This is a genomic window from Oxalicibacterium solurbis, from assembly GCF_014635845.1.
Taxonomy (GTDB): domain Bacteria; phylum Pseudomonadota; class Gammaproteobacteria; order Burkholderiales; family Burkholderiaceae_D; genus Oxalicibacterium; species Oxalicibacterium solurbis.
The window spans coordinates 697012-719033 of the sequence record NZ_BMDP01000002.1 but is presented as its reverse complement, the minus strand read 5'-3'; the positions used below and the strand labels follow the sequence as shown (position 1 = coordinate 719033).

At 59.3% G+C, this 22022-nt stretch carries 20 protein-coding genes; 3 read left to right on the top strand and 17 right to left on the bottom strand.

The window, feature by feature from the left end; all coding sequences use genetic code 11:
• Nucleotides 1-24 precede the first annotated feature (24 nt).
• The 14 genes from lpxB to rpsB form a co-directional block, all read right to left on the bottom strand.
• Nucleotides 25-1206 (bottom strand): lipid-A-disaccharide synthase, encoded by a 1182-nt coding sequence (lpxB, locus tag IEV40_RS09025; protein WP_188420718.1) that lies wholly within the window; start codon nucleotides 1204-1206, stop codon nucleotides 25-27.
• A complete protein-coding gene (gene lpxA, locus IEV40_RS09020; protein ID WP_188420716.1) occupies nucleotides 1190-1978 on the bottom strand; it encodes an acyl-ACP--UDP-N-acetylglucosamine O-acyltransferase in 789 nt (262 codons plus the stop codon). Before lpxA ends, lpxB begins: the two co-directional genes overlap by 17 nt.
• A complete protein-coding gene (fabZ, locus tag IEV40_RS09015; protein WP_188421171.1) occupies nucleotides 1978-2448 on the bottom strand; it encodes a 3-hydroxyacyl-ACP dehydratase FabZ in 471 nt (156 codons plus the stop codon). The genes lpxA and fabZ overlap by 1 nt, the downstream gene beginning before the upstream one ends.
• A 19-nt stretch (nucleotides 2449-2467) precedes the next feature.
• The gene (gene lpxD, locus IEV40_RS09010) at nucleotides 2468-3523 is read right to left on the bottom strand and encodes a UDP-3-O-(3-hydroxymyristoyl)glucosamine N-acyltransferase (RefSeq protein ID WP_188420714.1); all 1056 of its coding nucleotides are present in this window, start codon (nucleotides 3521-3523) and stop codon (nucleotides 2468-2470) included.
• Nucleotides 3524-3537: 14 nt separating this feature from the next.
• Nucleotides 3538-4032 (bottom strand): OmpH/Skp family outer membrane protein, encoded by a 495-nt coding sequence (locus IEV40_RS09005; protein ID WP_229724031.1) that lies wholly within the window; start codon nucleotides 4030-4032, stop codon nucleotides 3538-3540.
• A gap of 83 nt (nucleotides 4033-4115) precedes the next feature.
• Nucleotides 4116-6500, bottom strand: a complete 2385-nt coding sequence (bamA, locus tag IEV40_RS09000) for an outer membrane protein assembly factor BamA (protein WP_188420710.1) — start codon at nucleotides 6498-6500, stop codon at nucleotides 4116-4118.
• Nucleotides 6501-6549: 49 nt separating this feature from the next.
• Nucleotides 6550-7899, bottom strand: coding sequence for an RIP metalloprotease RseP (rseP, locus tag IEV40_RS08995; protein ID WP_188420709.1), 1350 nt, complete (start codon nucleotides 7897-7899; stop codon nucleotides 6550-6552).
• On the bottom strand, nucleotides 7896-9071 hold the full coding sequence (gene ispC / locus IEV40_RS08990) for a 1-deoxy-D-xylulose-5-phosphate reductoisomerase (RefSeq protein ID WP_188420708.1): 1176 nt from the start codon (nucleotides 9069-9071) through the stop codon (nucleotides 7896-7898). Before ispC ends, rseP begins: the two co-directional genes overlap by 4 nt.
• A gap of 4 nt (nucleotides 9072-9075) precedes the next feature.
• Nucleotides 9076-9891, bottom strand: a complete 816-nt coding sequence (locus tag IEV40_RS08985) for a phosphatidate cytidylyltransferase (RefSeq protein ID WP_188420707.1) — start codon at nucleotides 9889-9891, stop codon at nucleotides 9076-9078.
• Complete coding sequence (uppS, locus tag IEV40_RS08980; RefSeq protein ID WP_188420706.1) at nucleotides 9885-10649, bottom strand: polyprenyl diphosphate synthase; 765 nt, start codon at nucleotides 10647-10649, stop codon at nucleotides 9885-9887. The genes IEV40_RS08985 and uppS overlap by 7 nt, the downstream gene beginning before the upstream one ends.
• Before the next feature lie 40 nt (nucleotides 10650-10689).
• The gene (gene frr, locus IEV40_RS08975; RefSeq protein ID WP_188420705.1) at nucleotides 10690-11250 is read right to left on the bottom strand and encodes a ribosome recycling factor; all 561 of its coding nucleotides are present in this window, start codon (nucleotides 11248-11250) and stop codon (nucleotides 10690-10692) included.
• An 84-nt stretch (nucleotides 11251-11334) separates the two neighbouring features.
• A complete protein-coding gene (gene pyrH / locus IEV40_RS08970) occupies nucleotides 11335-12051 on the bottom strand; it encodes a UMP kinase (protein WP_188420703.1) in 717 nt (238 codons plus the stop codon).
• A gap of 215 nt (nucleotides 12052-12266) precedes the next feature.
• A complete protein-coding gene (gene tsf, locus IEV40_RS08965) occupies nucleotides 12267-13148 on the bottom strand; it encodes a translation elongation factor Ts (RefSeq protein ID WP_188420701.1) in 882 nt (293 codons plus the stop codon).
• Nucleotides 13149-13282: 134 nt separating this feature from the next.
• Nucleotides 13283-14029, bottom strand: coding sequence for a 30S ribosomal protein S2 (gene rpsB / locus IEV40_RS08960; protein WP_188420700.1), 747 nt, complete (start codon nucleotides 14027-14029; stop codon nucleotides 13283-13285).
• A gap of 294 nt (nucleotides 14030-14323) precedes the next feature.
• On the opposite strand from rpsB, the gene map reads away from it, so the two are divergent.
• From map to IEV40_RS08945, 3 genes are all read left to right on the top strand, one after another.
• The gene (map, locus tag IEV40_RS08955) at nucleotides 14324-15157 is read left to right on the top strand and encodes a type I methionyl aminopeptidase (protein WP_188420698.1); all 834 of its coding nucleotides are present in this window, start codon (nucleotides 14324-14326) and stop codon (nucleotides 15155-15157) included.
• A gap of 8 nt (nucleotides 15158-15165) precedes the next feature.
• Nucleotides 15166-17718: a [protein-PII] uridylyltransferase gene (locus IEV40_RS08950; RefSeq protein WP_188420696.1), complete on the top strand. Its 2553-nt coding sequence runs from the start codon at nucleotides 15166-15168 to the stop codon at nucleotides 17716-17718.
• Nucleotides 17719-17781: 63 nt separating this feature from the next.
• A complete protein-coding gene (locus IEV40_RS08945) occupies nucleotides 17782-18528 on the top strand; it encodes a pseudouridine synthase (RefSeq protein ID WP_188420693.1) in 747 nt (248 codons plus the stop codon).
• Between the two features lie 27 nt (nucleotides 18529-18555).
• On the opposite strand, the gene def is transcribed toward IEV40_RS08945, so the two are convergent.
• Genes def through ligA form a run of 3 tightly spaced genes read right to left on the bottom strand, consistent with a single transcriptional unit; the run spans nucleotide 18556 to nucleotide 22021 of the window.
• Complete coding sequence (gene def / locus IEV40_RS08940) at nucleotides 18556-19092, bottom strand: peptide deformylase (protein WP_188420691.1); 537 nt, start codon at nucleotides 19090-19092, stop codon at nucleotides 18556-18558.
• Complete coding sequence (gene galU / locus IEV40_RS08935) at nucleotides 19089-19967, bottom strand: UTP--glucose-1-phosphate uridylyltransferase GalU (protein ID WP_188420690.1); 879 nt, start codon at nucleotides 19965-19967, stop codon at nucleotides 19089-19091. Before galU ends, def begins: the two co-directional genes overlap by 4 nt.
• Entirely contained in the window at nucleotides 19964-22021 is a 2058-nt protein-coding gene (gene ligA, locus IEV40_RS08930) for an NAD-dependent DNA ligase LigA (protein WP_188421169.1), read from the bottom strand. The genes galU and ligA overlap by 4 nt, the downstream gene beginning before the upstream one ends.
• Between the last annotated feature and the right edge of the window lies 1 nt (nucleotide 22022).

Sequence of the window (22022 nt, the reverse complement as noted above, 5' to 3'; positions counted from 1 at the left end):
GTATGTATGGGCTCGTGAAATCGGTCACGCCGTACGTGACGGATGGCCGATCAGGTTCAGCACTGCCTGCGCACTTTCCGCAGCAGTATCGCGCAACAGCGTGTGATGCATTTCGGTAAAGCGCCGCTGCAATTGCTCGCGATGCGCACCGTCCTGCAATTGCATCCACATCGCATCGGCCAATGCCTGCGGCGTGGCGGCATCCTGCAACAGTTCCGGCACCAGAAATTCACGCGCCAGAATGTTCGGCAGACCGATCCAGGGCTGATATCCCATATGACGCAGCACATGCCAGGAAGCGCGCATCATCTTGTAGGCAATCACCATCGGTTTCTTGAACAAGGCCACTTCCAGCGACGCCGTACCGGAAGCGACCAATACCGCATCTGCCGCCGCCATAGCACGATACGATTCGCCGTTCGTCACCTGGATCGGCACATCCTGCAATCCAGCTTGCGCGATCAGTTCGTCGAAATACCTGCGCTGCACATCGCCAGCCATCGGGGCGACGAATTGCAGCGACGGATCGCGCTGCCGCAGCAATTTCGCCGCAGCGACAAAAGCAACGGCATTGTATTTCAGCTCGGACATGCGGCTGCCCGGCATGATGGCAACGACGCGCGCATCCGGCTGCAATCCCAGCAAGGCACGCGCAGCCTGCACGTCCGGCTCCATCGGAATCACTTGTGCCAGCGGATGGCCGACATAGGTCGCCGGAATACCGACCTTGCGATAGATTTCTTCCTCGAACGGAAAGATCACCAGCATGTGCGAGACGGCACGCGCAATCTTCTTGATACGTCCGCCGCGCCAGGCCCAGATCGACGGTCCGATGAAATGCATGGTCGGAATACCCGCCTCTTTCAATTGCGCTTCCAGGCCGAGATTGAAATCCGGTGCGTCGACGCCGATAAACACGGCCGGACGCTCCTCCAGCAACCGATCGCGCAATGCATTCTGTATGCCCTTGATCTCGCGATAATGCGCCAGCACCTCGAACAAGCCGCGCACCGACAGCTTTTCCATCGAAAAATCGCTGACAAAACCATGCTGCATCATGTGGGGACCGCCGATGCCATGCATCAGGGCATCGGGCAGATGGGGGCGCAGGCCCGACAATAATCGGCTTGCGAGAAGATCGCCGGACGTTTCGCCGGCAACCAGGGCGATCGCGGTCTTGTCCGCTGCGTCAGCGAATGATGCCACGCGGAGAGGCTTCGATGAATTCGCGCAACTGACGCAAATAATCGGCAGCGTCAGGAGAAGCGGTTTCTTCCGCACGCAAGACGGCTTTTGCCTCTTCCAGCGGAAGTCCCGAACGATAGATGGTGCGATAGCCACGCTTGATCGCGGCGATCTGCGTGCTGGTGAAACCGCGACGACGCAAACCTTCGCTGTTGATGCCAGCCGGCACCGCACGATTGCCGGCAGCGGTGACGAACGGCGGCACGTCCTGGCTGACGGCAGCGGTGAACGCCGTCATCGCATGTGCGCCGATATGGCAGAACTGGTGCACCGACGTGAAACCGCCAAGGAACACCCAGTCCTCCAGATGCACATGGCCGGCCAGCGTCGCGTTGTTGGCAAGAATGATGTTGCTGCCGAGCTGGCAATCGTGCGCGATATGCACGTAAGCCATGATCCAGTTGTCGTTGCCCAGCCGCGTGGCGCCGGCATCCTGCACGGTGCCGAGATTGATGGTGACGAATTCGCGTATCGTGTTGCGATCACCGATATGCACCTCGGTCGGCTCGCCTGCGTATTTTTTATCCTGCGGGGCCGCACCAATCGAGGCGAACTGGAAAATCTTGTTGTCACTGCCGATGCGCGTGTGGCCCTCGATCACCGTATGCGGACCGATCCAGGTATTGGCGCCGATCGACACATGCGGGCCGATGACCGCATAAGCGCCGATCTCGACCGAATCCGCCAGCTGCGCCTGCGGATCGACGATCGCGGTCGGATGAATGCGCGCCATTACTGTCCTGCCGGTTGGCTGGCGTCGTTGATCGTGCGCATCGTGCACATCAGTTCGGCTTCCAGCGCGACCTGTCCGTCTACCGAGCCAACTGCCTTGTATTTCCAGATACCACGCGCATTGCGCAGGATTTCGACTTCCATCTTCAATTGGTCGCCTGGCTCGACCGGACGCTTGAAACGCGCGCCATCGATACCGACAAAATAAACGACGCTGTTGTGATCCGGCTTTTGCCCCATCGTCAAAAATGACAGCAACGCGGCAGTCTGCGCCAGCGCCTCGATCATCAACACGCCTGGCATGACGGGCTTATGCGGAAAGTGGCCGTTGAAGAATTCCTCGTTGGCGGTGACGTTCTTGATCGCGGTAATCGATTTTCCCGATTCCCACGTCAACACGCGATCGACCAGCAGCAGCGGATAGCGGTGCGGCAGGTATTCCTTGATCTGGTTGATGTCGAGCGTCTTCATATGCTGCATGTTTCCCTGATTAGTCATTCTTGTCTTCGCCGAGCGATTTGATATGTTTTTCCAGTTCGCGGATTTTCTCACGCATCGACGCCAAATTGCGCACGATGACGGCAGATTTTTCCCATTCCGCGTTTTTTGCCAGAGGATAGAAACCGGTGTACTGCCCCGGCTCGTTAATGGAGCGCGACACCATGCTGCCGGATGAAATGTGAACGTTATCGGCAATCGTCAAATGCCCCAACACCATCGCCGCACCGCCGAATGTGCAATGCTTGCCAATGATCGCGCTACCAGCCACGCCGACGCAGCCCGCCATCGCCGTATGTGCGCCGATGCGGCAGTTGTGGCCGATCTGGATCTGGTTGTCCAGCTTGACGCCATCCTCGATCACCGTATCGGCCAATGCGCCGCGATCCACCGTCGTGTTCGCACCGATCTCTACGTCGTTGCCGATTGCAACCGCACCAGTCTGCGGAATCTTGATCCACGCACCGCTTTCGTTGGCAAAACCGAAACCGTCGGCGCCGATTACCGCACCGGAATGCAAAATGCCGCGTTCGCCGATGCGACAGCCAGCCAGGAAAGTCACACGCGGATGAAACAGCGTGCCCTTACCGACGACAGCATCGCGGCCGATGAAACATCCTGCCCCGATCACGCAATCGTCGCCGATGCGCGCCCCCGCCTCGATCGTCACATGTGGTCCGATCGATGTACTGGCCGCCACGCTGGCTTGCGGATCGACAGCAGCCGTCGGATGAATACCGCGTGGTGCCGGATGTGCGTGCAAGGCCGCGAAGAACTGGGCAGCGCGCGCGAAATAAGCATACGGATTGGCCGTGACGATGCGCGTACCGGCATAATCCGGCCCGACCACTTCGTCATCCGCCTGCGACAAAATCAGTGCCGCCGCCTGCGTCTGCGCTGCCTGTTTTCGGAACTTGGGATTGGAAAGAAACGTGATGTGCGATGCATCGGCATCGCTCAATGGCGCGATGCCGACAACTTGCTTGTCGGCATCGCCAATCAACCGGCCCCCCAAGCGTTCGACCAAGTCTCCCAGTCGAGTGCTCATCGTAGCCTTTTCTGTTATTTACCGAGCGCCTTCAGCACCTTATCGGTGATGTCGATGCGCGGGCTGACATACGCTGCTTCCTGCAGAATGATGTCGTATTTTTCCGCTTCCGCGATCTGCTTGATCACCTTGTTGGTGCGATCGATCGCTGCGGCAGTTTCTTCGTTACGGCGCTGGTTCAGGTCTTCCTTGAACTCGCGCTGCGTACGCTGAAAGTCCTTATCCAGATCGGCCAGTTCGCGTTGACGTTTCACGCGCTCGGAATCCGCCAGCACCGGCGCATCCTTGTCGTATTTGTCGGCCATCGATTTCAGGCGCGTCGCCATGTCCTGCAATTCTTTCTGGCGCTTGGAAAATTCCTGCTCCAGCTTGGCCTGTGCTGCCTTGTATGGTGCCGCCTCACGGAAAATGCGCTCGGTGCTGATGAAGCCGATTTTTGCCGACTCCTGCGCTTGCGCAACGGAAACAAAACCAAGGCCGGCGATCAACAGCGCCAGACATTTGGACATTACTGAGGATTTGATTGAAGCCTTCAAAATAATTCTCCACATCTCAAATTTCGACCACCAATTGTCTATTATGCCACCAGCACTTAAAAGCCGGTACCCAACTGGAACTGGAAGGCCTGTTCATCATCCTCCGGCTTCTTGTTCAGCGGTTTGCCGAAACTGAGCTTGAGAGGACCGATTGGCGATACCCAACTGAAACCGATACCTGCCGACGCTTTCAGATCGCTGCCGAAACTCTGGTCATCATCGTAGACGTTACCTGCATCGACAAAGGTGAACCAGCGCAGCGTACGATCGTTTTCCGATCCGGGGAACGGGAACTGCAATTCCGCATTCAGGATCAGTCGCTTAGACCCGCCGAGCGGATCGCCGTTCGAATCTTTCGGACCGAGCGAAGCGCTTTCATAACCGCGCACCGAACCGATACCACCGCCGTAGAAGTTCTTGAAGATCGGATACGTGTCGCCACCCAAAGCCTTGCCGTAGTTGATCTCGCCATTCAGCGCCAGCGTCGTGCTCGAGAACAGCGGCTGGAAGTACTGTTGCTGAAACGTGGTCCGATAATACTTCGTATCCCCGGCCGGCGAAATTTCGAAGTTGATACGCTGGTAACGCCCCTTCGTCGGCACCAGCGCACTATCACGATTGTCGCGCTGCCATGCGATGGTCAGCGGAATGCTGGTTGTCGTCCCAGTATACTCGCCATCCGGTTGAGGGTTCGTAGCGGTATATGTTTCACCATTAAGTTCATTGACATAGTCGATGTAGCGTTGCGGGCTGTCATCCTTATCACTGTCTTCGTCGCCCAAACCTTTGTAGACGGTGATCTCGGTACGCTCCACACCCGCACCGAAAAACACGGTATCCGCTTCCGAGAACGGCACACCGAACCGGATATTACCGCCGGTACTGCGGAAACGATAATCACCGGTACTGATTGATGGCGGACGCGTCGTGCGGGTAAACAATTCGTAGGTACGGCTGACGCCATCATCGGTGAAATACGGGTTCGTCGCCGAAACCGCGATCGTCCGGTAATACTTGCTGGTATTGACGTTCACACCGACCGTGTTTCCGCTACCGAAAGCGTTGGTCTGGTTGACGCCGCCGCTCAAGGTCAGACTCTCGCTGCTGGAGAAACCGGCACCCAGCATGATGTTACCGGTCGGTTTTTCCGTCACGGCAAAGTTGACGTCCACCTGATCGGTTTTGCCCGGCACATCCGGCGTTTCCACCTTCACGTCGGTGAAGTAGTCGAGACGGTCTACGCGATCGCGCGACAGCTTGATTTTCTCGCCGTCATACCAGGAATTCTCGAATTGCCGCAGTTCGCGGCGAATGACTTCGTCGCGCGTCTTCGTGTTGCCTGCGATATTGACGTTGCGCACATAGACGCGTCGGCCCGGATCGACAAAGATCGTGAACGCAACCTGCTTCTTCTCGCGGTCGATCTGCGGATTCGCATTGACGTTGGCGAACGCATAGCCAAAATTGCCCATGCGTTCGGTGATGTTCTTCGTGCTGGCTGTCAGCTTCTCGCCCGAATACACGTCGCCAGCCTTCAACTGCACCAGCGAAGCCATCTCCGCGTCACGGCCGAACATTTCGCCTTCCAGCTTGACGCCGGAGACCGTGTATTTCTCGCCTTCGCTGATGTTGATCGTGATGTAGATGTCTTTCTTGTCCGGCGTGATCGACACCTGCGTCGATTCGACGCGCATCTCGATATAACCGTTGTTCTGGTAGAACGATTTCAGCGTATCGATATCGGCTGCCAGCTTCTGCTTCGAATACTGATCGGCCTTCGAGTACCAGGTAAACCAGCCCGGAGTGCGCAAGGCCAGTTTCTTGACGAGATCTTTCTCGCTGAAGGCCTTGTTGCCGATGATGCCGATGTTCATGATGCGGGCGGCATCGCCTTCGTCAACGGCGAAATTGATCGCCACGCGATTACGTTCCAGCGGCGTGACCGTCGTCGTGATGGCGACCGAATACAGACCGCGCGACAGGTATTGCCGCTTCAGTTCCTGCTCGGCGCGATCGACCAGCGACTTGTCGTAGATGCGTGATTCGCCGACGCCGATTTCCTTCAGCGCCTTCGTCAGCGTGTCCTTGTCGAATTCCTTGGTGCCGGTGAATTCCACGCTGGCAATTGCCGGACGCTCCTCGACGAACACGACCAGCACGTTGCCTTCCGTCTCGATGCGGACATCCTTGAAGAAGCCCGTTGCATACAGCGCCTTGATCGCCGTCGTGCCTTTTTCATCGGTATAGGTATCGCCTACGCGTACCGGCAGATAGCTGAACACCGTACCCGGCTCGGTACGCTGGATGCCTTCGACACGGATGTCCTTGACGGTAAAGGGATCGACCGCATACGCATGGCTTGAGCACAATGCAAAGGCGGCAATGGCAATGAGGCGACGGGGAAACAACGGCAAGGTGAAACGCTCAGAATGTAATTTCATCGGCTATGGTAATCAAGATACTTGGTCAGACCCGGCAAGGTGCGCGCTGTCAGGAAACAAGCCGGTTGATGTCGTTGAAGACTGCCACCAGCATCAGGGTCATCAGTATCCCCACACCTGCCCGTTGCGCGATCTCCCCGAAGCGCTCGGAAACCGGGCGGCCCGTCAAAACTTCGACAGCATAATACAGCAAATGCCCTCCATCCAGCACCGGAATGGGAAGCAGATTCATGACGCCCAGACTGATGCTGACGAAGGCGATAAAACTCAGGTAGCTGATCCAGCCGATGCGGGCCGTCTGCCCCGCATAATCGGCGATCGTGATCGGCCCCGTAACGTTCTTCCAGGAAACCTCGCCGACGATCATCTTGCCGACCATCTTGACCGTCATCGCGCTGGTGTCCCACGTCTTCTTCACCGCCTTGCCCAGCGCTGCCAGCGGACCGCTACCGGCCGTGACCATTTCCGGCATCATCGCCACTTCGACCTTGATGCGGCCGAATGTCTGGCCGCCCTGTTCGAGCGTTTCCGGCGTCACCGGCAACGTCAGCGTTTCGCCATGGCGCTGCAAACGCACCTGCAGCGTCTTGCCGGCAGCGGCGCGTACTGCATCGACAAAAGCCATGCCATCGCGAATCGGTGTGCCATCGACAGCAACGATTTCATCTCCTTGCTGCAATCCTGCCAGCATGCCCGGACCATCCGGTACGATCTGGCCCAATACTGCCGGCGGCCGTGCCAGATCGATACCCAGATCAGCCAGGAAGTCACCGTCCAGTTTTTCCGTTGGCACGCTGTCGACCGGAATGATGGCCGTTTCCTGCGCGCCGGCTGCGTCTACCACATCCAGCCTAGCCGGCTGGCGGTCGACGACGGCCTGCACCATCAGCCAGCGCAGATCGCCCCAGGCCTGTACCGGTTCGCCGTTGACAGCCGTCACCCGCTCGCCGCCGCGCAGGCCTGCCTTCCATGCAATCGACTGTTCGGACGGCGCACCCAGCTTGGCCGCCGGCTCTGGAATGCCATGGCTGTACAGCCCGGCAAACAGCAGGATCGCGAGCAGGAAATTGGCGATCGGGCCGGCTGCCACGATGGCGATGCGCTTCCAGACCGATTGGCGCGTGAATTCGCGCTGCATGTCCTGCGGCGACACGTCGGCCAGATCGCCATCGCGCGCATCCAGCATCTTCACATAGCCGCCCAGCGGCAGCATCGACACTGCCCATTCTGTCTGGTCAGTACCGAAACGGCGCGACCAGACGACCTTGCCCATGCCGACAGAAAAGCGCAGCACCTTCACATTGCACCAGCGCGCAACCAGATAATGGCCGAGCTCGTGCACGATGATCAGCACACCGAGAACGACGGCGAAGGCAAGGATGGTTTGCAGCAGCATCATGATGGCTGGATATTGGACAGAGCGATTTCCCGGGCGCGGCGATCCTGTTCGCACACCGATTCGATATCGGCGATCGAGCAAAGCGGCAACGCATCCATTACGCGGGCGATCAGGTCGTTGATCGTGCGGAAACCGATGCGCCGGTCGAGGAAAGCCTGTACTGCCACCTCGTTGGCCGCATTCATGACGGCCGGCGCCGATCCGCCCGCGTGCAATGCATCATACGCCAGTTTCAGGCAGGGAAAACGCTGCAAATCCGGCTGTTCGAACGTCAACTGCGCGATCTGCACCAGGTCGATCGGCGCGACACCGGAAGCGATGCGTTCCGGATAGGCAAGCGCATGCGCGATCGGCGTGCGCATGTCAGGATTGCCGAGCTGTGCCAGCACCGAACCGTCCACGTAGGACACCATCGAATGCACGACACTCTGCGGGTGGATGACGACATCGATATCGGTTGCCGGCACACCGAACAGCCAGTAGGCCTCGATGACTTCCAGCCCCTTGTTCATCATCGTCGCCGAATCGACTGAAATCTTGCGGCCCATCACCCATTTCGGATGCGCGACCGCTTCTTCGCAGGTGACCTTGTCCAGCGTGTCCAGCGGACGTTTCAGGAAAGGGCCACCGGAAGCGGTCAGCAGGATTTTCGCGATGCCGTGTTTTTCCGGAACGCGACTGTAACCGGCCGGCAGGCACTGAAAGATCGCATTGTGTTCGCTGTCGATCGGCATCAGCACCGCACCGCTGGCGCCGACTGCGTCCATCAGCAACTGTCCGGACATGACCAGCGCTTCCTTGTTCGCCAACAGCACTTTCTTGCCGGCACGCGCGGCCGCCAATGTCGGTGCCAGCCCGGCCGCGCCGACGATGGCGGCCATGACCGTATCGCAAGCCGATGCGGAAGACACTGCACACAGCGCCGCTTCGCCGTATTCGACTTGCGTTGCCACGCCTTTTTCACGCAGCAGGCCGCGCAGCTTTTGTGCTGCCTCGGCAGTGCCGACAACGGCCACCTGCGGCCGGAACTGCCCGCACTGCTGCGCCAGTTCATCCACCCTGCTCTGCGCCGTCAACGCATAAACGGTATAGCGGTCGAGATGACGGGCGATGACGTCCAGCGTCGAGAGACCGATGGAACCGGTCGAGCCGAGAATGGTGATGTGCTGCATGAAATTACATCCAGTAGCTGACGAGAACGGCCAGCGGCAGGGTCGGCAACAAGGCATCGATGCGATCGAGAACACCGCCATGTCCGGGCAATAGATTGCTGCTGTCCTTCATGCCGGCGCGACGCTTCAGTTGGGATTCAAACAAATCGCCGACGATGCTGGCGGCCGTCATCAGGATCAGGATAGCGAGGAAACCGCCCCAACCCCATTTCAGATAAAGCTGCACGGCGAAGGTGTCCTGCAAGGCGGGAGCCGCCAGCGTTGCAACGCCGGCCAGCAGCACGATGATGGTACCGCCGATTGCGCCTTCCCACGACTTGCCGGGAGAAATCGACGGCGCCAGCTTGCGCTTGCCAAAGGCCTTGCCGCTGAAATAGGCGCCGATGTCGGCCAGCCAGACGATCGCCATCACGGAAAACATGTACAGCGCCGAACGCGAGAACAGTACGAGCACCGCGACAAAGGCACCGAGGATGGCGACACCGTAGATGCCCATCGCCAGGCGATCGCCGACACCGCCCGCCGGCGGCAGCCCCATCGCCAGCGACGGCGCCAGCCGCAAAGCCCAGATCACGACGCAAAGCGCCGGCAGCAACGGCCCGTCGATACGGCCGAACAGGACCAGCCAGGCAAAAGCGATCGTCCACAATGCCGCGCCGATCGTCGGATGGCGATTGCCGAACAGGCGCAGACACTCCCATGCCGCAGCGGCAAAAAAGGCGATTACCAGCAGCGTGAATACCAGCGGATAGCCGGAAAAGATTGCCAGCAGCAGCACGGCCAGCAAAATGACTGCCGTGATGATCCGCGTTTTCAGCATTTGACTGCCGCCGCCTGTTCGGTCAGCTGCTCGCTGGTACGGCCGAAGCGTCGTTCACGCCTCTGGTAAGAGACGAGCGCCCGTTCCAGCGCAGCCGCGTCAAAATCCGGCCAGTAGGTTTCGGTGAAATACAGCTCGGTATAGGCGAGTTGCCACAGCAGGAAGTTGGAAATCCGCTCCTCGCCGCCGGTGCGAATGAAGAGATCGGGTTCAGGTGCGTAGGCCATCGACAGATGCGGCGCCAGCATTTCCTCGGTGAACGTGGTAACGCCCGGATTGGCCGCCACCATCTTGCCGGTCGCCTGCATGATGTCCCAGCGGCCGCCGTAATTGGCACAAACGGTAACCGTCATCCGCGTATTGCCGGCCGTCTTGCGTTCGGCAGAAGCGATCATTTGCTGCAATTTGTCGTCGAAGCGATCGAGATCGCCGACGATCTTCAGCCGGATGCCGTTCGCATGCATCTTGGCGACCTCACGCTCCAGCGCCGTCATGAACAGGCGCATCAGCACGCTGACTTCTTCTTGCGGGCGGCGCCAGTTCTCGGAACTGAAGGCAAAGAAAGTGACGTATTCGACACCTGCCTTCGCGCAGGCTTCCACCACGCCGCGCACAGCCTCCACACCCTTCGCATGACCGGCAACGCGCGGCATGAAACGCTTTGTCGCCCAGCGTCCATTGCCGTCCATGATGAGCGCAATGTGGCGCGGCACCAGCGATACTTCCGGCACGGTCTGGGTTGAACTCTTCAGCGTCATGAGCGGGCAACCGGAATGGAGGGAGAAAGGAAAAGCCGGCTCAAACCGTCAGCACTTCTTTTTCTTTTTCGGCGACCATCTTGTCGACTTCGACAACAAACTTGTCGGTCAGCTTCTGCACGTCATCCTGCGCACGGCGCTCGTCGTCTTCCGAGCAAGCCTTGTCCTTCACCAGCTTCTTCAGAGATTCGTTGGCGTCGCGACGGATGTTGCGGATCGCGATCTTCGCATCCTCGGCTTCGCTCTTGACCAGCTTGACCATTTCCTTGCGGCGCTCTTCGGTCAACGGTGGCGTCGGCACGCGAATCAAATCGCCTTGCGTCGACGGGTTCAGACCCAGATCGGATTCGCGAATCGCCTTCTCAATGGTGGCGACCATTTTCTTTTCGTACGGCTGCACGCCGATCGTACGCGCATCGACCAACGTCAGGTTAGCCACCTGCGGCAGCGCCGTCGGCGTGCCGTAGTATTCGACCATCACATGGTCCAGCAGGCCGGTATGTGCACGGCCGGTGCGTACCTTCGCCAGATCGCTCTTCAGCGTCTCGATCGACTTCTGCATTTTCTGTTCGGCGATTTTTTTTGCATCTGCGACAGTCATTACTGCTCTCCTATTTACTGCAAATTGGACTGGATTGGATTGCCGGCGTTCCCGGCATCAACATCGTCAGTGTTACAGGCTGTATCAAACGTGCACCAGCGTACCCTCGTCTTCGCCCATCACGACGGATTTCAACGCGCCCGGCTTGACGATGGAAAACACCTTGATCGGCAGGCGCTGGTCGCGGCACAGCGCGAAAGCCGTCGCATCCATCACCTGCAGGTGCTTGGAAATCGCCTCGTCGAAGCTGATCGTCGAATAACGCGTCGCCGTAGGATCCTTGTTCGGATCGGCGCTGTAGACGCCATCCACCTTGGTCGCTTTCAGCACGATCTCGGCTCCGATCTCGGAACCGCGCAACGCAGCCGCAGTATCGGTCGTGAAGAACGGATTGCCGGTACCGGCCGCGAAGATGACGATCTTGCCCTCTTCCAGGTACTGCAACGCTTTCGGGCGCACATAGGGCTCGACCACCTGCTCGATGCCGATTGCCGACATCACGCGCGCCGTCATGCCGATCTGACGCATCGCATCGGCCAGCGCCAGCGAATTCATCACGGTCGCCAGCATACCCATGTAGTCGGCCGTTGCGCGGTCCATGCCTTGCGCGCCAGGCGCCACGCCGCGGAAGATATTCCCGCCGCCGATGACGATCGCCAGTTCCACACCCAGCTTTGCGACTTCCGACACATCCGCCACCATGCGCTCGATCGTCGCGCGGTTGATGCCGTACGGATCGTCTCCCATCAACGCCTCGCCCGAAAGTTTAAGGAGAACGCGTTTGTATGCTGGGGTCGTCATGGGCTGGATTCCTTGTATTGTCCGTTTTTTTGCCAGGGCTAGTTTCCGGTATTGCGATATTGCAGGTACTGCATTCCGTCCTGCGACAACTGCCGGCGATTGCGCCGCATACGGAATCTTAATCGGTAATGCGTCATTCGCGCATTATCGAAACGTCATCAGGCACGATTTGATCGATGACGTTAAAAAAACGGGCCTTGCGGCCCGCTTTCTGCTTACGCCTGCTTTGCAGCGGCAACCTGCGCCGCGACCTCTGCAGCAAAGTCGTCCTGTTTCTTCTCGATGCCTTCGCCGACGACGAACATCTTGAACGATTTCACGGCCGTCTTCGTTTCTTTCAACATCTGTTCGACAGTCTGCTTGTCGTTCTTCACGAACGGCTGGTTCAGCAGCGAAACTTCTTTCAGATATTTCTGAACCGAACCTTCGACCATCTTGGTGACGATGTCAGCCGGCTTGCCGGATTCGGCAGCCTTCTGCTCGGCAACCGAACGCTCCTTGGCGATCAGATCGGCCGGCACATCGCTGGCAGCCAGCGAAACCGGTTTCATCGCAGCGATATGCATCGCGACATCCTTGCCAACCTGCTCTTCCGCGCCGTCGAAATCGACGATGACGCCGATACGCGAACCGTGCAGGTAGGAAGCCAGCTTGCCGGTGGTTTCAAAGCGTGCGAAACGGCGGATCGACATGTTTTCGCCGATACGGCCGATCAGTTCGGTACGGGTCTCTTCAGCCGATTTGTCACCTACCTTGACATCACCCAAGGCTGCCACATCCGCAGGATTTGCTTCGGCGACAGCCTTAGCCAGTGCGTTGGCGAACGCCAGAAAATCGTCATTCTTGGTCACGAAGTCGGTTTCGCAGTTGACTTCCACCATGGCGCCGACATTGCCGGTCACGTAGGTAGCGATCACGCCTTCGGCGGTAACGCGGGAGGCGGCTTTCGATGCCTTGCTGCCCAATTTGACGCGCAGGATCTCTTCCGCGCGTTCCATGTCGCCGTCAGCCTCCGTCAGCGCCTTTTTGCATTCCATCATCGGCGCGTCCGTGCGTGCGCGCAGTTCGCCTACCATTGCTGCAGTAATAGCTGCCATTACAATCTCCTAACTTGCGGACGTCCCTCAGACGCCCTCGATACGAATATGTTCAACATGCGCTCGAAAAAAAGGGGCGAACCGCTGTTGCCCCTTTCCTTGTTCTGACGCGCAAACCATCAGAGAGACAGGGATTACGCCTGCTCTTCGACCTCGACGAACTCGTCGCCGCCCTTGATCGATTCGACCAGATCGTTGGTCGCGTTGGCGCGGCCTTCGAGGATCGCATCGGCAACGCCGCGTGCGTACAACGTGATGGCTTTCGACGAATCGTCGTTGCCCGGGATCACGTAGGTCACGCCGTCCGGCGAATGGTTGGTATCGACCACGCCGATGACCGGAATGCCCAGCTTGGCGGCTTCGGTGATCGTACCTTTGTGGTAGCCGACGTCGATGACGAAGATCGCGTCAGGAATGCCACCCATATCCTTGATGCCACCGATGGATTTTTCCAGCTTGGTCTTCTCGCGCTCGTACATCAGCGCTTCCTTCTTGCTCATCTTGGCCAGGGAACCATCTTCGCTGGCAGCTTCCATGTCTTTCAGACGCTTGATCGAAGTCTTGATCGTCTTGAAGTTGGTCAGCATGCCGCCCAGCCAGCGCTGGTCGACGTACGGCATACCGGCGCGCTGCGCTTCGGCTGCGACGATGTCGCGTGCCTGGCGCTTGGTGCCCACCATCAGGATGGTGCCGCGATTGGACGACAATTGGCGGATGTACTTCATCGCCTCCTGGTACATGCCCAGGGTCTTTTCCAGGTTGACGATATGAATCTTGTTGCGATGGCCGAAGATATACGGGGCCATCTTTGGGTTCCAGAAGCGGGTTTGGTGGCCGAAATGGACACCGGCTTCCAGCATTTCACGCATGGTTACGGACATGTTTTTCTCCAGGGTTGGGTCTGGAATCCGATCGGTCACCTCGCTGCCGTCTGGCGGAAAACGAGGCACCCTTGTCGAGCGGATTCGCGATTTACAAACTCGATTACAAACAAAATTTACAAAACTCACCCGAATGACAATTCAGGCAAGCCCGTGATTCTACCTCGAATCTGGCTCCCGTTTCAAGCTTTACGCGACTTTCCCGGCGAACAATCGCCTGCTCGTCTATAATCTTCCCTCACGATCCACCCTGCCGTATCAAAGCAAATTTTTGCGGCAATTTTCAGTTTCCTTATGGGCAATATTTCCATCAAGACAACCGAAGACATCGCCGGCATGCGTATCGCCGGCCGCCTCGGCTCCGAAGTCCTCGATTACATCACGCCGTTCGTCAAGCCCGGCGTGACGACCGGCGAACTCGATCGCCTGTGCCACGAATACATGGTCAACGTGCAAGGCACGGTTCCCGCGCCGCTGAACTACTGCCCGCCGGGCTACACGCCGTTCCCGAAAGCGGTCTGCACCTCGGTCAACGACGTGATCTGCCACGGCATCCCAGGCGACAAGGTCCTGAAGAACGGCGATGTGCTGAACATCGACGTCACCGTCATCAAGGACGGCTACCACGGCGACACCAGCCGCATGTTCTTCATCGGCGAGCCATCCATCCTGGCGCGCCGTCTGACCGACGTCACCTACGAGTGCATGTGGCTGGGTATTTCCAAGATCAAGCCGGGCGCACATCTGGGCGACATCGGCTTCATCATCCAGCAGCATGCGGAAAAGGCCGGCTACAGCGTGGTGCGCGAATTCTGCGGCCACGGCATCGGCAAGATTTTTCATGAAGAACCGCAAGTGCTGCATTACGGTCGCCCGGGCACGCTGGAAAAACTGGCGCCGGGCATGATTTTCACGGTCGAGCCGATGATCAACGCAGGCCGCCGCGAAATCCGCGAAATGAACGACGGCTGGACCATCAAGACCAAGGATCGCAGCCTGTCGGCGCAATGGGAACACACAGTGCTGGTCACCGAAACGGGCTACGAGGTGCTGACGCGCTCGGCCGGCAGCCCGCCGCCGCCCGCCTTCATCACGTCCGGAGCCACACCCCAACCCGTCAGCGCCTGATATTCGCCATGCCCACGCTTGCCGTCGCCCTGAAGGAACAGCTCAAGGCAGAACGCCAGATCGCCATCGATACCTTCCTGGCACACGGCAAGGTGGAAGTGCTGCTGACACGACTGAAGGACAATGTCGATGCCGCACTGATCGAGGCATGGAAGACATTCGGACTGCCGCCGAGCGCGACACTGATCGCCGTCGGCGGCTACGGTCGCGGCGAACTGTTCCCGCATTCCGACGTCGACGTGCTGATCCTGCTGCAGGAAGCGCCGGACAGCGCGCTGCAAGGCCGGCTGGAAGAACTGGTGCAACTGTTCTGGGATATCGGCCTCGAAATCGGCCACAGCATCCGCACCATCGACGAATGCCTGTCCGAAGCCGCCGCCGACATCACCGTGCAGACCAGCCTGCTCGAAGCGCGGCTGATCACCGGCAATGCCGAGCAGTTCCGCCTGCTGAAGGAACGTTGCGATGTCGCCATGGACCCGCAAGCCTTCTTCCAGGATAAGACACTGGAACTGCGCCAGCGCCACGCCAAATACGAAGACACGCCCTACAGCCTGGAACCAAACTGCAAGGAAAGCCCCGGTGGCCTGCGCGACCTGCAAGTGATTCTGTGGGTCGCCAAGGCAGCGCAACTCGGCGATTCGTGGCGCAAGCTGGCCGAACGCGGCCTGATCACCGATACCGAGGCACGCCAGCTCAAGCAGAATGAACGCGCATTGAAGGATGTGCGCATCCGTCTGCACATCATCACGAACCGGCACGAAGACCGTCTCGTCTTCGACGTTCAGACCGCCATCGCCGAATCGATCGGCTTCAAGAATTCGCCGACACGCCGCGCCAGCGAATACCTGATGCAGCGCTACTATCGCGCCGCCAAGGCAGTCACGCAGCTGAACGCGATCCTGCTGCAGAACATCGAGGCGCAACTGTTCCCGCAGATGACCTCGCCGGTCGCCATCAATGCACGCTTCAACGAAGTCAACGGCTTCATCGACATCGCCGACGACGATACCTTCCAGACCACGCCGTCGGCGATGCTGGAAGTCTTCCTGCTGCTGTCGCTGCATCCGGAACTGAAAGGCATGACCGCACGCACGCTGCGCGCGCTGTGGCACTCGCGCTTCCAGATCGACAACAACTTCCGCCGCGATCCGAAGAACCGCAAGCTGTTCATGGATATCCTGAAGGCACCGCAAGGCATCACGCATGCGTTGCGCCGGATGAACCAGACCAGCATTCTCGGCCGCTACCTGCCGAACTTCCGCCGCATCGTCGGCCAGATGCAGCACGACCTGTTCCACGTCTACACGGTAGACCAGCACATCATGATGGTCGTGCGCAATGTGCGCCGCTTCATGCTGAGCGAACATGCGCACGAATACCCGTTCTGCAGCCAGCTCGCCGCCAACTTCAACAAGCCATGGCTGCTGTACATTGCCGCGCTGTTCCACGACATCGCCAAGGGCCGCGGCGGCGACCACTCGGTGCTCGGCATGGAGGATGCGCGCGACTTCTGCGTCGATCACGGTTTAACGGAAGAAGAAAGCGAACTCGTCGTCTTCCTCGTCGAACAGCATCTGACGATGTCGCAGGTCGCACAGAAGCAAGACCTGTCCGATCCCGACGTGATCGCCCATTTCGCGCAAACCGTCGGCGACGAACGCCATCTGACCGCGCTCTACCTGCTGACGGTGGCCGACATCCGCGGCACCAGCCCGAAGGTCTGGAATGCGTGGAAAGGCAAGTTGCTGGAAGACCTGTACAACATGACGCTGCGCGTGCTCGGCGGCGAAGCGCCGTCGGCCGAACGGGAACTGAAGAACCGTCAGGAAGAAGCGCTGAAGACACTGCGCCTGTTTACCCTGCCGGAAAACGCACACCAGAAGCTGTGGGAACAGCTCGACGTCGTCTACTTCCTGCGGCACGACGCCAACGACATTGCCTGGCAGACGCGTGTGCTCTACGACAAGATCAACAGTGACACGCCGGTCGTCAAATGCCGGCTGGCGCCGATCGGCGAAGGCTTGCAGGTCGCCGTCTACGTCAAGGACCGCTCCGATCTGTTCGCGCGCATCTGCAGCTATTTCGATCGCAAGAATTTCAGCATCCTGGATGCCAAAATTCACACGACCAAGCATGGCTACGCGCTCGACACCTTCCTGATCACCGAACCGGCCTTCGCCGCCAGCTATCGCGACCTGATCAGCCTGATCGAACACGAGCTGGCCGAACTGCTGAGGCAGCCGACAGCATTGCCGGCACCGAGCAAGGGCCGCCTGTCTCGCCTGTGCCGTACCTTCCCTGCGACACCGACCGTCGACCTGCGCCCGGATGAACGCGGCCAGTACTATCTGCTGACTGTTTCCGCCAACGACCGCAACGGCCTGCTGTATTCGATCGCCAATGTGCTGGCGAAGTACAAGGTCAACCTGCACACCGCCAAAGTAATGACGCTGGGCGAGCGCGTGGAAGACGTCTTTCTCGTCGACGGCCCCATGCTGAACAATCTGCGCAACCAGATCCAGCTGGAGAGCGATCTGCTCGACGCACTGCGTATCTGATGCCGTCAATCTCAACCGTGGTGCACTGTAACCGTGCAGCCGCTTTCATTTCTTTGTAACGCCATGACTGAACCGCTCCGCCTTTCCAAACGCATGTCCGAACTCGGCCTTTGTTCGCGCCGCGAGGCCGACGAATGGATCGCACGCGGCTGGGTACGCGTCGACGGCAAGGTCGTCTCCGAACTCGGCACCAAGATCCTGCCGACGCAGAAAATCACCATCGAACGCCAAGCCGCCGCCGAGCAATCGAAACGCGTGACGATCCTGATCAACAAGCCGGTCGGCTACGTCAGCGGCCAGGCCGAGGATGGCTACAAGCCGGCCGTCGCACTGGTCAAGCCTGAAGCGCGCTGGAAGGAAGACAAGACGCCGACACAATTCCATCCGACACAACTGCGCAGCCTGGTTCCTGCCGGCCGCCTCGACATCGATTCCGTCGGCCTGCTGGTGCTGACGCAGGACGGCCGCATCGCCAAGCAACTGATCGGCGAGGACACATCGATCGAAAAGGAATATCTGGTGCGTGTGCAGTACACGAAGCCGGGCCGCCTGCCGGACGCCGACTTGCAGCGGCTGAATCACGGCCTGACACTGGACGGACGCAAGCTGCTGCCGGCGAAGGTATCGTGGCAGAACGACGACCAGTTGCGCTTCATACTGCGGGAGGGAAAGAAACGCCAGATTCGCCGCATGTGCGATATCGTCGGTCTGAAAGTGCTGGGATTGAAACGGGTACGCATCGGCCGCGTCAAGCTTGGCGATCTGCCAGCCGGCCAGTGGCGCTATCTGCGCGAAGACGAAAGCTTCTGAACGAAGCGTGCTTCGGCAAAATCCTGTTCAGTCGTCGTCGTTCGGATCGAGTTCGGGAAACAGGATTTCGGTAAAGCCGAACTGCGAGAAATCCTCGATGCGCATCGGATACAGAATGCCGTCCAGATGATCGCACTCATGTTGCACGACGCGCGCATGAAAACCATCTGCGTCGCGGCTGATCTTGTTGCCGTACTGATCGAATCCCTCGTAATGCATGCCCGCGAAACGCGGCACCACGCCACGCATGCCGGGTACCGACAGGCAGCCTTCCCAGCCTTCCTCGCGTTCCGCCGACAATGGACGCAGCACCGGATTGATCAGCACCGTTTCCGGCACCGGCGGCGCTTCGGGATAGCGTGTGTTCTGCTTGAAGCCGTAGATGACGACGCGCAGGTTCACGCCGATCTGCGGTGCGGCCAGGCCGGCGCCATTGGCTGCATGCATCGTGTCGAACATGTCGGCGATCAAGGCATGCAGTTCCGGCGTATCGAACGCCTTCACCGGTTCGGCGACGCGCAGCAAACGCGGATCGCCCATCTTCAGGATGGGACGGACGCTCATTTTTGCATCGACTTCATGAACTCGGCGAAGCCGGCGCCGGTTTCGGCATGCTTCAGTCCCATCGCCACCGTCGCCTTCAGATAGCCGAGCTTGGAACCGCAATCGTAGCGTTGGCCGTCATAGCGATAGGCAAGCACCTTCTGGTCGCGCATCAGCGCGGCAATGCCGTCCGTCAGCTGGATTTCTCCACCTGCGCCCTGTCCGATGTTTTCCAGATAATCGAAGATACGGCCGGTCAGCACATAGCGGCCGACCACCGCCAGCGTCGACGGCGCGACATCCGGCTGCGGTTTTTCGACGATCGCGTTGACTTCTTCCAGTCCGTCCTTGTACGACGTGGCGCTGACGATACCGTACTGGCGCGTATCGCTGCGTGGCACGTCCTGCACGGCGAGGATGCTGTGGCCTTCGCGGCTGAAAATGTCGGTCATCTGCGCCAGCACCGGCTTGGTGCCTGCAGCGGCATCCATGAAGTCATCCGCCAGCAGCACGGCGAACGGCTCGTTGCCGACCACCGGGCGCGCGCACAACACCGCATGGCCGAGGCCCAGCGGCGCCGGCTGGCGGATATAGATGCAATTGACGTTCTTCGGGATCACGTTGCGCACCAGATCCAGCAACGCCGCCTTGCCGGCCGCTTCCAGCTCGGTCTCCAGTTCGTAGGCCTTGTCGAAGTGATCCTCGATCGCACGCTTGTTGCGACCCGTGATGAAAACCATTTCGGTTACTCCGGCGGCAACGGCTTCCTCGACCGCGTACTGGATCAGCGGCTTGTCGACGATGGGCAGCATTTCCTTCGGTTGCGCCTTGGTCGCAGGAAGGAAACGGCTGCCGAGTCCGGCCACGGGAAAAACTGCTTTTCTGATCTTGATCATTCGCTATCCAATAATTGAAGTAACCCTGCTTCGTCCAGAACCGGCACGCCAAGTTCCTCGGCTTTCGCAAGTTTACTGCCTGCCTCTGCACCGGCAACTACATAACTTGTCTTCTTTGAAACCGAGCCAGCCACCTTGCCGCCGGCCGCCTCGATCTTTTCTGCGGCCTCGTCACGCGTCATGTTCGGCAGCGTCCCCGTCAGCACGAAAGTCTTGCCGGCAAACGGCTTTGCTTCGCGTTCGACGATGTGTTCCGGCCAGTGCACGCCGGCAGCGCGCAACTGTTCGATCAACTCGATGTTCATCGGATCGTCGAGAAAGCTGCGGATCGATCCGGCGACGACCGGCCCGATATCGGCAACTTCAAGCAACTGTTCTTCGCTCGCCGCCAGGACGGCATCCAGATTGCCGAAATGGCGTGCCAGCTCCTTCGCCGTCGCTTCGCCGACGTGACGGATGCCCAGCGCATAAATGAAGCGCGCCAGCGTCGTCGATTTCGACTTCTCCAGCGCCGTCATCACATTCTGCGCCGATTTGTCCGCCATGCGGTCCAGTTCGGCCAGTGCACGAAAACCGATCTTGTACAGGTCCGCTGCGGTCTTGATGATGTGCTTGTCGACCAGTTGCTCGATCAACTGATCACCGAATCCCTCGATATCCATTGCCCGGCGCGAGACAAAATGCAGCAAGCCACCCTTGCGCTGCGCCGCGCATTTGACCCAACCGCCCGAGCAGCGTGCCACGGCTTCGTCTTCGGGCCGCACGATGGGAGAACCGCAGACCGGACAGGCCGTCGGCATTACGAATTCGCGTGCATCGGCCGGACGCCGTTCCGGCACATAGGACAGCACTTCGGGAATCACGTCGCCGGCACGGCGCACGATGACGGTATCGCCGATGCGTATGTCCTTGCGCCGTACTTCGTCCTCGTTGTGCAGCGTCGCATTCGTCACCGTCACGCCGCCGACGGAAACCGGCGTCAATCGCGCAACCGGGGTAATCGCACCGGTGCGGCCTACCTGTACTTCGATATCCTGTACCGCAGTCAGCGCTTCTTCCGCCGGAAACTTGTGCGCCAGTGCGAAACGCGGTGCACGCGATACGAAACCCAATTGCTGCTGCTGTGTCGCATCGTTGATCTTGTAGACGACGCCGTCGATCTCGTACGGCAAGCTCTTGCGCTTGTCGCCAATGCCGCGATAGAAGTCCAGCAGACCCTGTGCGCCTTTCACAACCGCACGCTCTTCGCAAACCGGCATGCCGAGTTCGCGATACCAGTCCAGCAAGGACGAATGCGATGGCGGCATTTTCACGCCCTCCAGCGCGCCAATGCCGTAAGCAAAGAAACGCAAGGTACGTTGTGCCGTGATGCGCGAATCCAGCTGGCGCAGGCTGCCGGCCGCTGCATTGCGCGGATTGGCGAATTCCTTCGCGCCGGCCTCGCGCTGCTTGGCGTTCAGCTTGACCAGATCGGCCTTGTACATCATCACTTCGCCGCGAATGTCGATCACTGCCGGCGGATTATCGGTATGCAGACGTAACGGGATCGCACGTATCGTGCGGATATTAGCCGTGACGTTTTCGCCGGTGAAGCCGTCGCCGCGCGTGGCAGCGCCAGTCAGGATGCCGTTTTCGTAACGCAGGTTGATTGCCAGGCCGTCGAACTTCAGCTCCGTTGCATATTCGACTTCTTCTTCCGTATTCAATCCCTCGCGCACGCGGCGATCGAAATTGACGATGTCTTCGTCATCGAAGCCATTCCCCAGCGATAGCATCGGTACGGCATGCGTGACCGGTGGAAAGGCCGTCGCTGCCAATGCACCGACACGCTGCGTCGGTGAATCGGGAACGATCAGGTCGGGATTGTCTGCTTCGAGTTGTTGCAGTTCGACAAACAGCTTGTCGTATTCCGCATCGGGAATCGTCGGATTGTCGAGGACGTGGTAGGCATAATTGTGGCGGTTCAGTTCGGTGCGCAGCCACCGCGCGCGTTCGGCAGGATTGCGCGGGTCCGGCACTTCGCCCGCCACCGCGCCGAACATATCGGATTGCATC